Raw genomic sequence first — 13,823 nt, 5'->3', positions numbered from 1 at the left:
AATTCAAGTGGCTCAAAAGCAGGAAGAGGAAGAAAAGGTCCGTTTGGACAAGTGGCTGTGGGCCGCGCGTTTCTTTAAAACCCGTGCCTTGGCCAAGGCCGCCATTGAGAGTGGCAAGGTGCACCATCGCGGTGAACGCTGCAAGCCGGGCAAGGAACCGCGCGTCGGTGATGAACTGCAGATTCGTGTGGGCTTTGATGAAAAGACCGTCGTGGTGCAGGCGCTTTCCGTCGTGCGCCGTGGAGCACCCGAAGCGCAGGCGCTGTACACCGAAACCGAAGCCAGCATCGCCAAGCGCGAGAATGCAGCGGCCATGCGCAAGGCGGGGGCTACCGGCATGACCACGGATGGCAAACCGAGCAAGAAGCAGCGTCGCGATTTGTTCAAGTTTCGCGGCAGCGGCAATGATGATTGATAGTGCAAATCTCCAGCAACATGGCGATCAAACGGGGGCGCTGGCTTGCCTGCGATAGCATCAGGTCAGCCAGTCTCCCAGTCACTGACTCGCCGCTATCGCCGGCAAGCCAGCTCCTACCTGAATCGACTGCTTCAGGCGGCTGTGCGTATGACGCTCAATCGCCCGACTACTGGCAGCTTACCCAGCAACCCGAAGATCGGTGCCGTCAGCCGCAACAAAGCGTCCGATACCTTCGCTGCAAACGGCGTGTAATACCCCCAGCCCAGCGCCAACAACGCCAGTAGCACTCCGCCGATGTAATCGTCCTGTCCCCAATGCGCGCCCGCCACCAATCGCGGCATCATGAACAACAGCGCCAGGCCCCAGATCACCAGCACCTGGCCGATGCGCTTGGCAAACACCGTCATGAACAGGCCCCAGATCAACAACACCGAAGCATGATCGCCCGGGAAGCTCTGGCTGGAACGGTCCTTCAACTCCCAGGTTTTCTCCAGGCCGGGGAAATAGTCACTCATATGAACCGCGCCAGCGATCACCATCGACGGGCTGCTGTGCTGCCAGCCCATCTGCGCCACCAGTTTGGAAAAGAGCATGCGGATAAACAGCAACAGCAGCAAAATACCGAAAAAGCCAAAAAATGCCTGGCGTACTTGAACGGCCTTGAACACCCAGTCACCGCGTATCAGCAGCATCAGCAAAATCACCCCGACTACCGCGTCGAATGGCCGCAAACTGGCAACAGCCCACACATGCAACCACACTGAATTGCTTGCCAGCGGGTCGTTGAACAGATGAAACAGCCATTCGTCGAATACCACACACAGCATCTGCCCCGTGGGCCACAGCCAAAAACACAGCAGCCCGATAGCGAGTAGATTGCAAAAGGCCCATCCCCCGAGGTTCCACTTGGCTTGGAACAAACCCGGATTGTTCATAAACTGTCCCTCACTGCTCTAGAAATCCGCACCAAAATGGTGCTAAAGCGTTTAATTCTATAAACCTTGTAATCAATTTGTCATCAATTCAGATACCAGACCTATGACTGATCTACCGGATACCGACTTCACCCAACGCTTCATCTTCGACGAGAACGACGCCCGCGGCGAACTGGTCTCGCTGGAGCGCAGCTATGCCGAAGTCCTTGCCAAGCACCCCTATCCGGAGCCGGTCGCGCAACTGCTCGGAGAGTTGATGGCGGCGGCGTCGCTGCTGGTGGGCACCATGAAGTTCGACGGTTTGCTGATTCTGCAGGCCCGCTCCGAAGGCCCGGTGCCGATGCTGATGATCGAATGTTCCAGCGAGCGTGAAATCCGTGGCCTGGCCCGTTACGACGCCGACCTGATCGCGCCGGACGCCACCCTGTCCGACCTGATGGCCAACGGCGTGCTGGCGATCACCGTTGACCCGACGGAAGGCCAGCGTTACCAGGGCATTGTCGACCTCGACGGCGAGACCCTGTCGGACTGCTTCACCAACTATTTTGTGATGTCCCAGCAAGTCGGCACCAAGTTCTGGCTCAATGCCGACGGCAAGCGCGCCCGTGGCCTGTTGCTGCAGCAACTGCCCGCCGACCGCATCAAGGACGACGACGAGCGCACCGACAGCTGGCGCAAGCTGACCGCCCTGGCCGGTACCCTGACCGCTGAAGAGCTGCTGGGCCTGGACAACGAAACCATCCTGCACCGCCTTTACCACGAAGAGGCCGTGCGCCTGTTCGACGCACAGGGCCTGCGCTTCCGTTGCAGTTGCTCCCGTGAGCGCTCGGCCAATGCCTTGGTCAGCCTGGGCCTGGAAGATGCGCAGAATCTGGTAGTGGAGCACGGCGGCAATATCGAGATCGACTGCCAGTTCTGCAACCAGCGCTACCTGTTCGATGCCGCCGATGTAGCCCAATTATTCGCTGGCGCAGGCATCGATACCCCTTCTGACACCCGCCACTAAAACGTTTAAGCACAGGTAAATCACCTGACAAACGCCGGATTAGCGCAGTTCTGACGGGAGGGCCCTACTTTTTTTGGGCTTTTCTGGCATAATCCGGGCCACTTTTTTCGCGGTAGTAGTGCGCAACTTTCTACTACAAAACGTTTGGAGCACTCGGCCATAGGCCGACGGGGAACCTCATGACGCAAGCCAATAACGCCGTATACACCGATCTGAGTGTTGACGATCTGGTTAAAGAAGCCCTGCAGCGCGGTGAAGGCGTGCTTGCCGATACTGGCGCGCTGGTCGTAGAAACCGGTCACCGTACCGGCCGTTCTCCGGTCGACCGTTTCATCGTGGAAGAGCCTTCCACCCAGGACGCAATCGCCTGGGGCCCGATCAACCGCAAGTTCCCGGCCGACAAGTTCGATGCCCTGTGGGCTCGCGTCGAGGCTTTCAACAACGCGCAAGAGCATTTCGTTTCCCACGTTCACGTAGGGGCTGCAGAAGACCACTACCTGGCCGTGAAAATGACCACCCAGACTGCCTGGCAGAACCTGTTCGGTCGTTGCCTGTTCATCAACCCAGCCCAGTACAACCCGGCGGGTCGTGACGAGTGGCAAGTGCTTAACGTGGCCAACTTCGAGTGCGTGCCAGAGCGTGACGGCACCAACTCCGACGGTTGCGTCATCCTCAACTTCGCCCAGAAGAAAGTGCTGATCGCCGGCATGCGTTACGCCGGTGAAATGAAAAAAGCCATGTTCTCGGTGCAGAACTTCCTGCTGCCGGCCGCCGACGTGCTGCCAATGCACTGCGCCGCCAACATCGGCGAAGCAGGCGACGTGACCCTGTTCTTCGGTCTGTCGGGCACCGGTAAAACTACCCTGTCGGCCGACGAAAGCCGTTACCTGATCGGTGACGACGAACACGGCTGGGGCGAAGGCGTAGTGTTCAACATCGAAGGCGGTTGCTATGCCAAGTGCATCGACCTCTCCGAGAAGAACGAGCCCGTCATCTGGAAAGCCATCAAGCACGGCGCCGTGCTGGAAAACGTGGTGATCGACGATGCCAAGCACGCCGACTACACCGATGTCAGCCTGACCCAGAACAGCCGCGCCGCCTACCCGCTGGAACACGTTGCCAAGCGTTCCGAGAAGAACCTGGGCGGCGAGCCAAACGCAGTCATCTTCCTGACCTGCGACCTGACTGGCGTACTGCCCCCAGTGTCGATCCTCAGCGAAGAACAAGCGGCCTACCACTTCCTGTCCGGCTACACCGCACTGGTGGGCTCGACTGAAATGGGTTCCGGCAGCGGCATCAAGTCGACCTTCTCCACCTGCTTCGGCGCGCCGTTCTTCCCACGCCCAGCTGGCGAATACGCTGAGCTGCTGATCAAGCGCATCCGCGGCTTCGGCTCCAAGGTCTACCTGGTCAACACCGGCTGGACCGGCGGTGGCTACGGCGTCGGCAAGCGCTTCAACATCCCGACCACTCGCGGCGTTATCGCAGCGATCCAGAGCGGCGCGTTGATCGGTGCTGAAACCGAACACCTCGACACCATCAACCTCGACGTGCCATTGACGGTGCCGGGCGTTGAGACTGGCCTGTTGAACCCACGCAACACCTGGGTCGACAAAGCGGCCTACGACGAAGCGGCGAAAGCCCTGGCGGGTCTGTTCACCGAGAACTTCAAGAAGTTTGACGTGAGCGATGCGATCAAGGCGGCTGGGCCTAAGTTGTAAGGTTCGGTTGTTGTAAAAAAGCCGCCCCTCGTGGGCGGCTTTTTTGTGCGCAAGCGTTAGTCGGCGATGTGCAAAACCACCGCACCGACCAGCACTAACACTACCCCCAAGACCTGCACCGCCGACAACCGCTCCTTGAAAAACACAAACCCCAGCATCGCCGCGATCCCGCCCGACAGCGTGCTGATCACCGTCACCACCGACACCGACCCGGCCATCGCCCCCCACGAAAATGCCGAGAACCCGCCCAGGTTCATCAAACTCGCACCGGTCAAGGTGGCGCAGTTTTTCAGTGGCGGAATCTTCAGGCCGTCCTTGATCTTCAGCACCATCACCACCAGTACGCACAGGCCCACCAGGTAACCCAGCCACAACATGGTAACCGGCCCCAGCGCGGGCAGCGTGTAGCGGCCCTGCAGCCAGAAACTGGTGCCGTACAGCGTTGCTGCAAGCATGGCGTAGGCGATGGACTGGCGTGGGTTGTTGTGGGGCACGCCGTTGTCCTTGTGAAGGCTGGAGAGGATCACGCCGATGACGCACAGGCCGATGCAACCGAGCTGGATCAGGCTGATGTGTTCGCCGCTGGCCCAGGACAGTAGCGTAGTGACCACGCCGTAAGAGGTCACCAGGGGCGCGACGATGGCGGCTTTGCCCAGGGCGAAGGCCTTGGACAGCGCAAGGGCCCCGGAGACGGTGAGCAGTGCGGCGGTAATGCCCATGAGCCAGACGCTCAACGGGGCATTCAGGGATTTGAAAAGGAACGCCGGGAAGATGACCAGCAGCACGGTCATGATCAAAAAGCCGAGGGCCTGGCCGAAGTACACCGCGCGTTTAACGCCCACGGCGCGGGCATTGAGACCCACGAGAAAATCCGTGCCGCCCCAGAGCAGGGCGGCCAGCAGGCCCATTATTACGTCCATGTAAGGTCCTCGTTATGTAAACGATTCGCCAGGTTAGCGCATAACCCATGTGGGAGCGGGCTTGCTCGCGAAAGCGGTGTGTCAGGCAGAGTATTTCTCACTGATCCACCGCTTTCGCGAGCAAGCCCGCTCCCACATTTGACGCTCAGCGTTCTTGGGTTCAGCTGAGGTTTTCCAGGGTTTGCGTGTCCCAGCTGTGAGTTTTGATGGCCAGGTAGAGCATGCCAATAGTCAGTGGCACCTTATCGCCACGCCCTTTGGCGCGGTGCTTCAAGAACACATCAAACACCGGCGGCTGGAAGTAACGATAAGCGTCGTAGTCGCCCAGGTCGACCGCAAAATCCTGCTCCAACGCCTCCATGAATTGCTTGGCCTCGGCGCGGTCGCAGCCAAGGTCGAAGTTGATTGAGGTGTCGAGGCGAAGGGTCTTGTGTTTCGGCAGGCCGATTTCTTCGTGCAGCAATTGCAGAAGCTGCTGCATCGCGGGGTCTTCGGGGAAGTTGGGGGCCAGGTTCATGGTGGGCGCACGCGGGAGTGGGTGAGGGAGAGGGTTGCGTTTTAGTCGGTATTTGTTGCGGGTGATGAAGAGTGCCAAGCCTATCAAGAATACGAAGATAGGGAGGAAGGGCATTCTGAGGATTACTGCCACGTAGGGTAATAAGAACGTCAATGCTGGGCCGGTTACGAGGCATGTGACTGCAAGGCGTTTTCTCAGAATAGCGTCAGTGATTTGGTAATGCAGTACAAGGTAAAAACCGAAGAAACAGGCTATTTGCAGGACGATATTCATGACGCTTGAAATCTCCTTGCTTCGAGTGCCTGTGTGTTCCAGCGTTTGGCTTTGACGGCTTGGTAGAGCATGTCAATAATGATGTTTTTGGTGATTAGACCCACTGTGACGCCGACAACGCGTGCTACAGGTTTCGAAAGCGGGTGAATGGGAACGCTGAAGGCCCCAGCCAACAGTAAGGTGACGATGGACCCGCGCTCGTTGAGCAGATCAGCTTGTTGTCGGCTCAGTGGCTTGGAGATCGCGACTGTCATCTTGCAAGGCAAATCACGGGCGAACATCTTTTCGTAGAGATCCACCAGTCGATAGCGCACTTCGTTTGCCGAAGTACCCGCTTCTAACAAACACAGGTTTGCCAAAGCGTGCTTGTGGGTGGGTAAAACGGTAAGGCGAATCACTGTGAGGGTGACGCCGTAGTGGCCGATGTATTGAGTCCTTTCGAGGTTCACGGATTTTTGCCGGGGCAGTTGAGAGGGCGCTAGTTTCGGTCATGCGAAGGGGGGTTATGTAGAGGGCGGAGCAGTTGTTTTAAGCAGTTTAGGAAGAGGACTACGCTGTATTTAGCGGCTTCCCACAGGGCTGTCCGACATTTTCGGTTTGACAGTGATTTCTTGGTCAACACCCATCCAATGTGGGAGTCGGGCTCGCCCGCGATTGCGGTGTGTCAGGTGCAGAAATATAGCCTGATATACCGCTATCGCAGGCAAGCCAGCTCCCACAGGTTTAGCTCAGTGGCTGACTTGTTTGTGGTGGGTTATCGGCTGCCGGTTGCAGTTGAACGTGTTGCGCCGCTTCCAGCAGATCACAGCCATCCTGCACGAGCAGGTACAAGGCGTTAATGATGTGGGAAATATCGTTGAGGTCAGCGTGTTCGTAGGTCAGGCAGGTGAAGGTTTCCAGTAAGTCGGTGGCAGCGCGGATGCGCTGGTGTGCGGCGGACTGGATGTCCTCAGCGGTGGCTTCTGTGTCGATGACGAGAGGGTGGGTGTCGGTGAAATTGGTGCGTAGCTGACGATAGCGGTCCATCGTTTCAGGTATTTGCATTTGAAGGTACTCGGTTTGCTGTTAGGTAACCGACATCACCGTGGCCAAACGGTGGGTGGCGGACTGTGCGCGGGTTGGCCAGCCGGAAACAGCACTCCGACACGTCCGAAGACGTCCCACACACAGCCGCCATAGCAGTGCATTACGAGACGATAGACGTTCGCAAGGCAGGTAGTGGCACTTATGTGTGCTGTTTTCGAGTGACCAAACCCGATCGCTGAATTGGCAGCGATGGGCCAAACCTTAGAAGTGAGCGTTATTTCGAGCAATAAACAGATGGTTTAACAGGTGGTGATTCGATCAAGCACTGACTGGTTTACTGATACACCGCTCAAAAATCGCCTCCAGCCCCCGATAATCACACGCCACCGCATCAATGTTCGCCGGTATCCACGCCGCGTGTTTCACCAGCCACCAGTTCACTGAAAAACCGGCATTCACAATGATCTGCTCGAATAAAATCCGCTGCGCCCGGCCGTTGCCTTCACGAAAAGGGTGGATGACATTGAGGTCGCCATAAGCCTCGGCAATCAACTGCACCAGTTCGGCCTGGCTCGCACCGACATACCAGTTGGCCTGTTCCATGGACTGGATGATTTTCGTCGCTTCCGGCGGGATGCGTTCCGGGGTGCAGAACAGGGTGTCGCCTTTCTGGATGTTGACGCTGCGCAGCTCACCGGCCCAGTCGTAGATATCGCCGAACAGGGTGCGGTGTATGTGTTGCAGCCGGCTGAGATCGTAGGGCGGTGGAAAGAGCGGGAGGCTGCCTACAGCGATTTCAGATAATTCGCGCTCGGCTTGATGCAGGAGTGATTCGTCGCGCAAATCGAGGCGGTTGCGCAGGATGCTGCTATCGGGATAGCAGTATGGGTCCTGGCCCACCCCATATTTGTCGAGCATCAGTGTGGGGTTTTGCGGTACTTGGCAAGAACGGCTTCGCGGGTCGGCAAGGGTTTGTCGACGTCGGCCGGTTGGGTGTCGAACCCTTCCAGGCGCAGGCTGGCCAGATAATTGGAACGGCGGATCTTGTGGTAGTGATCCTGTTTTTGCTCAAACGTCGGTTCGCTCATTGCAGCGTACTCCTGGGTCGCAATGTTCAATTGTAGCGCAATGCTTGCGGGGGCAGGCGAGATAAAAACCACGTCACATTCCGCACAAAAAAAACGCCAACCCACCGAATTCAGCGTATGTTGCACCGCAAAATCTTGTCGGGCGATTCCGCCCACCACTTAAAGGGAGTTAAGCATGGGTTTGCTTCGTGTCGCCTCGGCGATGTCATTGTGTGCGGTGGCTTTTTCGATCCAGGCCGAACAGTTGCCGATCGAGGTGCTGAGTGCGGTGGTCAAGGACCAGAAAATCGCCGACGCCGAAGTGCTGCTGCAACGCAATGGCGCACAAAACGTGGTGGGCCGCACCAACGCTCAAGGCCAGGTGACCCTCACCAGCGAAGCCGCCGATGATGCCAGCAATCTGCTGATCATCAAAAAGCCCGGCTATTCCAACCTGGTGGTGAAGTGCCCTTGCAAAGGCATGACGTACGCCATCAGCCCGGTGATGGAAAACCTCGACGGCCTGCGCGTCGTGCTGACCTGGGGTAAAACCCCGGAAGACCTCGACTCCCACATGATTTTCCCGGGCAACAACATCTTCTTCGGCAACCAGAAAGGCACCGACGCCGAGCTGGATGTGGATGACACCGACAGCTATGGCCCGGAAACCATCACCCTGCAGAAAAAGCACTACGGCGAAAGCTACGTCTACGCCGTGCATGACTTCACCAACAGCGGCAATCCAGGCTCGCGCCAGCTGTCCAACAGCGAGGCCAAGGTGTTTGTCTACATGGGTCAATCCTTGGTGCGCACTTATTACGTGCCGAAGAACCGCAGCGGTAACCTGTGGACCGTGTTCCGCATGACCGGCAGTGGTGACTTCCAGGACATCAACAATTTCAGCGGTGTGACGGTTGATGCCCCGAACGTGCTCAATGAAGTGAAGGGGTTGCTGGATGACAGCGTGGCGGTCACGGCGGTAGCTGTCAGCTCTTCCGCACAGACCGATGCGAAGCGTCTGAACGTGCAAGGTGAAGCGGCTTACCAGGCCGGTAACCTCGACCAGGCGATTGACCTGTTCCGTCAGGCCATCGATCTGGACAATGGTTTCGGGAAGGCCTACGGCAACCTCGGCCTGGCGTATCAGAAAGCCGGCAACACCGCCGAGTCGATCTGGGCCAACCGTAAGGCGATCGCCCTGGCGACCGGCGCGAACGCAGCGACCGTACGGGCAGGCGCCTACTACAACATTGCGCGGATCTACGAAGCAGCGGGGCAGTTCTCGGATGCCTTGCGTCACTACCAGTTGGCGAAAGAACAAAAGGCCAACCCGGTGTATGACACAGCGATTGAGCGCGTGCAGAACCGCTGATTCAGCCGTAGCGCAGGTCTAAAAGTGTGGGAGCGGGCTTGCCCGCGATGGCAGTGGTTCAGTTGATACTTATGTCGACTGACACACCGCCATCGCAGGCAAGCCAGCTCCCACATTTGGTTTGTATTCTTCTCACAAAATCGAGTTAACACTCCCACTTCGGCCCTAGGCCATGCCTCAGCCTGTGTATCATCCTGTCTCTTTTTTCCTTGCGACCTTTCTCGATTCGCTGAACACGCTGGTCTATGGTTTGGGCTCGTTCAGCGGTCAATGGAGTGACAGCTTATGCACGACACCCTCCAACAGGTCTTTGGTTATCCACAGTTTCGTTTGGGCCAGGAAGCAGCGGTCAGTGCGGTGCTGGCCGGTCGTTCGGCGGCGGCAATCTTCCCCACTGGCTCGGGCAAGTCCCTGTGTTATCAGCTGTCGGCGGTTTTGTTGCCGCACCTGACGTTGGTGGTGTCGCCGCTGTTGGCGTTGATGCAGGACCAATTGGGCTTCTTGAAACGCCACGGCATTTCAGCCGGCAGTATCGATTCGGCCCAGAGCCGCGATGACGCCAATGACGTGATGGCCCGCGCACGTTCGGGCGAGCTGAAAATCCTGATGATTTCCGTGGAGCGTTTGAAGAACGAGCGTTTCCGTCATTTCCTGCAAAGCGTGCAGATCTCCTTGCTGGTGGTGGACGAGGCGCACTGTATTTCCGAATGGGGTCATAACTTTCGCCCGGACTATTTGAAGCTGCCGGACTACCAGCGCCAGTTCAATATTCCGCAGGCCCTGCTGCTGACAGCCACGGCCACGCCCCAGGTGATTGCCGACATGCAGGCGAAGTTCGCCATTGCGCCGGACGATGTCATCACCACGGGCTTCTACCGGCCCAACCTCAACTTGCTGGTGGAGCCGGTTGCCGGTGTGGATAAGCGTCGGCGCCTGGTCGCCTGGATGAGCGAGCGAGCCAATCAACCGAGCATCGTTTACGTCACCCTGCAAAAAACCGCCGAGCAGATTGCCGAACACCTGAACCGCAATGGCATCCAGGCCGAGGCCTATCACGCCGGCTTGGCCCACGATAAACGTGAGGGTATCCAGCAACGCTTTATGGGCGGGCGCTCCAATTGCATCGTTGCCACCATCGCGTTTGGCATGGGCATCGACAAGAGTGACATCCGCAACGTGGTGCATTTCGACCTGCCCAAGTCCATCGAGAACTACAGCCAGGAGATCGGCCGCGCAGGGCGTGATGGGCAGCCGTCCGACTGCCTGGTGTTGGCCAACCGCGACAGCCTCAATGTGCTGGAAAACTTTGTCTACGGCGACACACCTGAGCAGGCGGGCATTTGCCGTGTGCTGGAGGAGTTGCAGGCGGCGCGGGGCGATGGGCAATGGGAGTTCTTGCTGAGGTCGCTGTCGGACCACAGCAACATCCGCGAGCTGCCGCTCAAGACGCTGCTGGTGCAGTTGGAGCTCAAGGGCGTGATCGCGCCGCGCTACGCGTTTTACGCCGAATACCGTTTCAAATACCTGATCGAGCCCGAGGCCTTGTTGGCGCGTTTTTCGGGTGAACGGCAGCAGTTTGTCGCGGCGATTATCCAGGTGTGTAATCGCGCCAGGACCTGGGCGACTGTGGATTTCGACGCGCTGTATCAGCAGCACAATGCTGAGCGCAGCCGTGTAGTGAAGGCGCTGGATTACTTCCAGGAACAGGGCTTGATCGAGCTGGAAAGCAAGCAGATGACTGAGGTCTACAGCTTGCTGAATACCGACTTCGATCCGCAGGCATTGAGCGAAGAGTTATACACAGGCTTCAAGCATCACGAGGTGACGGAGGTGGCGCGGATACACGCCATGCTCGAGCTTTTTGCAACCGAGCATTGCCTCGGACAGCGTTTGGCCAAGTACTTTGGCGATGAAAATGCCCCCCTGCGGTGTGGGCATTGTTCAGTGTGCCACGGCCACGTAGCCCACTTGCCTGCACCGCCGAGTTTGCCGCTGCTTGTGGATAAAAACTTCATGGGCCTGTGCGGCGATTTTATCCACAGGCATCATGAATACACCGGGCAACTGCCGGGTGCGGAGCGGCTGACACGGTTCCTGGGGGGTATCAGCGTGCCGTTGTTTACCAAGCTGAAGGCGCGGGGGATTCCCGGTTTTGCTGCGCTGGAAGACTACCCCTACGCCGAGGTGCGTGAGTGGGCAGAGGCGCAGTTGCAGCTACTCTGAGTTCTGGGTCGGGAGGTCGCGTTTTCCCAGTTCAGTGGCAGACTCTGCCGACAGCGATGCCCTGCCAGCAGATGAGAAGGTTTGATGCACCATTTCTTCTGCAAAGGGATTGCCCATGGCTTTTAATTTCTACCGTGCCATTGCTCACGGGGTCTTATCGCTCGCTGGCATGTTGATTGCCCACAGTGCGGCGGCGTCCGTCACGTCGTTGAGCGTCAATGACTGTCGGCGGATGGAGCAACGCCACACCATCACCGCGTCCAATCCGTTGCCTTGCGAACGTCTGGCGCGGGTCACGTTCAGCTACCTGGACTTTGACGGTGTGCTGCATCACAACGGGCAGATCGTGGTGATGGATGCCATTGCCCCGCACGTGGAGGCGATCTTCAGGCAATTGCTGCAACGCCGGTTCCCGGTGCATCAGGCGCTTGTGCTGGAAACCTACCGCGGTAACGACAAGATTTCGATGGCTCGCAACAACACCAGCGGTTTTAACGGTCGACAGGTCAGCGGTGCCTCGGGGTGGTCGCTGCATGCCTATGGCGCTGCGCTTGATCTCAACCCACTGCAAAACCCGTTCGTGCTGTTTGGGCGTAACCCGCGGGGTGAAGTTACTGGGAAGGCCACTATTGAACCCAAGGCGAGCGCTGTGACGGCCGTCAATCGTATGGAGGCTCGCCCTGGCAAGGCTGCGCGCCCTGGTCGTGCAGAAGAGGTGATTGACCTGTTCGCCGAACACGGGTTTTTGACGTGGGGCGGTTATTGGGATTTTCCGTTGGACTACCAACACTTCCAGATCGGTCGACGGTCATTTGTGGAGTATCTGGCGCGCGTCACACCGCAGCAGGCCAGCGCTGCAATCGAGACGTATATCAATACCTATCGCGAGTGCCTGCAGCAGTCGGTCGAGGCGGATAACGCGCTCAAGCGTATGGTGTGCGTCCAGGAAACGGTGGAGCAAAGTCCAAGGTAGGCTTGCGTGTAAGGCCCGAACCGATTATCAAGGAGCCTCTTCTTGCACGGGCCTTACCGATGATCAACGCCATGCCGCAACGCGCCGATTACCGTCACTTCCAGCCGATCATCACGCGTTGGCACGACAACGACGTGTATGGCCATGTGAATAACGTCACCTACTACAGCTTCTTCGACACGGCGGTGAATACCTACTTGATCGAACACGGTGGGTTGGACATTCATGACGGTGAGGTGGTGGGTTTTGTGGTGAGTTCGGCGTGTGATTATTTCGCGTCGATCGCCTTTCCAGACCGCATAGAGATTGGCCTGCGGGTGGGCAAGCTGGGTAACAGCTCGGTGCAGTATGAGTTGGCGGTGTTCAAGGCAGGCGAAGAGGAAGCCTGTGCGGCAGGGCGCTTTGTGCATGTGTTTGTGGATCGGGCGTCGAACCAGCCGGTGGCGATTCCGGGGATGTTGCGCGAGGCGTTGCAGCGGTTGGTGGCCTGACACCGCCATTGTGCTCAATGGTGATTAAATGTGGGAGCGGGCTTGCCAGCGATGGCGGCGGGTCAGGTTGAGATGTGTCGCCTGACGCTGTGCTATCGCGGGCAAGCCCGCTCCCACATGGGCCTGCAGTTGTCTTTAGACTGCGGGCTTACCGATCACGGTAATGATGTTTGTTCTTGCGATGCCCATAAGCATGGCCGCGGCCGCGATGGTCGTCACGGTCATAACGACGGTTGTCCCGCCCGCGATAACGACGGTCTTCGTCATCGCTCTTGTTGCCCATGTAGTTGCCCAGCGCGCCGCCCGCACCACCGCCGGCGGCTGCGCCGATCAGGCTGCCCGTGCTGCCGCCCATGCTGCGGCCCACCACGTTGCCACCGGCAGCGCCCAAGGCACCACCGATAGCGGCTTCGCCACGGCTGCGTTTGTCGGCACCCACTGCACTGCCACCCGCGCCACCCAGGGCTGCGCCGATGGCCGAGCCGGTGTTACCACCCATCTGCTGGCCGACAACTGAACCTAAAACCCCGCCCAATGCGCCGCCCACACCGGCTTCGGTGGTGCCACCGGCCATGGCTGCGCCACTGACCAGGCCAAGGGACAACAAGAGAATCGAGGAGAACTTCATAGAGAAACCTCAGGAGGATGACGGCGCGATCCTGAGGTTGTATCGAGACGCTGACAATCGAAAACCGACCAGTGGTACAGGTTGTATACAATTTGCTAAGTTGCTGTTTTGTATGGGGAACTTAAGTGGTTTTCGCGAGTCTTTAACTACTTCGGAACGGCCGCTTTTATGCAAGAGCGGCCTTTTTTGTGCCTCGCAAAAAGTATGTGTGACGGCTTGCTGGTTGTGGCGAACCCGCTCGCCACAACCAGCC

General features: G+C 58.2%; 15 protein-coding genes. 7 read left to right on the top strand and 8 right to left on the bottom strand.

Annotation, left to right across the window (positions count from 1 at the left end; all coding sequences use genetic code 11):
* Positions 1-7 precede the first annotated feature (7 nt).
* Complete coding sequence (locus tag ACLBW8_RS12635; protein ID WP_159953663.1) at positions 8-415, top strand: RNA-binding S4 domain-containing protein; 408 nt, start codon at positions 8-10, stop codon at positions 413-415.
* A 134-nt stretch (positions 416-549) separates the two neighbouring features.
* Here the strand turns inward: ACLBW8_RS12635 and ACLBW8_RS12630 are convergent, their stop codons facing one another.
* Positions 550-1,353 carry a phosphatase PAP2 family protein gene (locus tag ACLBW8_RS12630; RefSeq protein WP_064450196.1) on the bottom strand — a complete coding sequence of 268 codons (804 nt, stop codon included), beginning with the start codon at positions 1,351-1,353 and terminating at the stop codon, positions 550-552.
* 103 nt (positions 1,354-1,456) lie between these two features.
* On the opposite strand from ACLBW8_RS12630, the gene hslO reads away from it, so the two are divergent.
* Positions 1,457-2,359: an Hsp33 family molecular chaperone HslO gene (hslO, locus tag ACLBW8_RS12625; RefSeq protein WP_064450197.1), complete on the top strand. Its 903-nt coding sequence runs from the start codon at positions 1,457-1,459 to the stop codon at positions 2,357-2,359.
* 179 nt (positions 2,360-2,538) lie between these two features.
* Entirely contained in the window at positions 2,539-4,080 is a 1,542-nt protein-coding gene (locus tag ACLBW8_RS12620) for a phosphoenolpyruvate carboxykinase (RefSeq protein WP_447805485.1), read from the top strand.
* Between the two features lie 56 nt (positions 4,081-4,136).
* On the opposite strand, the gene ACLBW8_RS12615 is transcribed toward ACLBW8_RS12620, so the two are convergent.
* The 6 genes from ACLBW8_RS12615 to ACLBW8_RS12590 all read right to left on the bottom strand — a co-directional run bounded on the left by ACLBW8_RS12615 (position 4,137) and on the right by ACLBW8_RS12590 (position 7,904).
* Positions 4,137-5,000: an EamA family transporter gene (locus ACLBW8_RS12615; protein ID WP_447805484.1), complete on the bottom strand. Its 864-nt coding sequence runs from the start codon at positions 4,998-5,000 to the stop codon at positions 4,137-4,139.
* 160 nt (positions 5,001-5,160) lie between these two features.
* Entirely contained in the window at positions 5,161-5,517 is a 357-nt protein-coding gene (locus ACLBW8_RS12610; protein ID WP_064450201.1) for a DUF1493 family protein, read from the bottom strand.
* A 269-nt stretch (positions 5,518-5,786) separates the two neighbouring features.
* A complete protein-coding gene (locus ACLBW8_RS12605) occupies positions 5,787-6,239 on the bottom strand; it encodes a hypothetical protein (protein WP_447805483.1) in 453 nt (150 codons plus the stop codon).
* Between the two features lie 274 nt (positions 6,240-6,513).
* On the bottom strand, positions 6,514-6,834 hold the full coding sequence (locus ACLBW8_RS12600) for a hypothetical protein (RefSeq protein ID WP_447805482.1): 321 nt from the start codon (positions 6,832-6,834) through the stop codon (positions 6,514-6,516).
* A 300-nt stretch (positions 6,835-7,134) separates the two neighbouring features.
* Positions 7,135-7,734 carry a putative adenosine monophosphate-protein transferase Fic gene (locus ACLBW8_RS12595; RefSeq protein WP_407015949.1) on the bottom strand — a complete coding sequence of 200 codons (600 nt, stop codon included), beginning with the start codon at positions 7,732-7,734 and terminating at the stop codon, positions 7,135-7,137.
* Positions 7,734-7,904, bottom strand: a complete 171-nt coding sequence (locus ACLBW8_RS12590) for a YhfG family protein (protein ID WP_096236773.1) — start codon at positions 7,902-7,904, stop codon at positions 7,734-7,736. The genes ACLBW8_RS12595 and ACLBW8_RS12590 overlap by 1 nt, the downstream gene beginning before the upstream one ends.
* A gap of 175 nt (positions 7,905-8,079) precedes the next feature.
* Between ACLBW8_RS12590 and ACLBW8_RS12585 the strand changes: the two genes are divergently transcribed.
* The 4 genes from ACLBW8_RS12585 to ACLBW8_RS12570 all read left to right on the top strand — a co-directional run bounded on the left by ACLBW8_RS12585 (position 8,080) and on the right by ACLBW8_RS12570 (position 12,942).
* The gene (locus ACLBW8_RS12585) at positions 8,080-9,255 is read left to right on the top strand and encodes a tetratricopeptide repeat protein (RefSeq protein WP_069553447.1); all 1,176 of its coding nucleotides are present in this window, start codon (positions 8,080-8,082) and stop codon (positions 9,253-9,255) included.
* A gap of 285 nt (positions 9,256-9,540) precedes the next feature.
* The gene (locus tag ACLBW8_RS12580) at positions 9,541-11,478 is read left to right on the top strand and encodes a RecQ family ATP-dependent DNA helicase (protein ID WP_447805481.1); all 1,938 of its coding nucleotides are present in this window, start codon (positions 9,541-9,543) and stop codon (positions 11,476-11,478) included.
* A gap of 169 nt (positions 11,479-11,647) precedes the next feature.
* Positions 11,648-12,451, top strand: coding sequence for a M15 family metallopeptidase (locus tag ACLBW8_RS12575; protein WP_447805480.1), 804 nt, complete (start codon positions 11,648-11,650; stop codon positions 12,449-12,451).
* Between the two features lie 59 nt (positions 12,452-12,510).
* Positions 12,511-12,942 (top strand): acyl-CoA thioesterase, encoded by a 432-nt coding sequence (locus tag ACLBW8_RS12570; RefSeq protein ID WP_447805479.1) that lies wholly within the window; start codon positions 12,511-12,513, stop codon positions 12,940-12,942.
* Between the two features lie 148 nt (positions 12,943-13,090).
* On the opposite strand, the gene ACLBW8_RS12565 is transcribed toward ACLBW8_RS12570, so the two are convergent.
* Positions 13,091-13,570, bottom strand: a complete 480-nt coding sequence (locus tag ACLBW8_RS12565; RefSeq protein WP_064450207.1) for a glycine zipper domain-containing protein — start codon at positions 13,568-13,570, stop codon at positions 13,091-13,093.
* Positions 13,571-13,823 lie beyond the last annotated feature (253 nt).

Source organism: Pseudomonas sp. M5A4_2d (genome assembly GCF_053345295.1).
The sequence above is the reverse complement of the archived record's forward strand: the minus strand, read 5'-3'. Positions and strand labels throughout refer to the sequence as shown.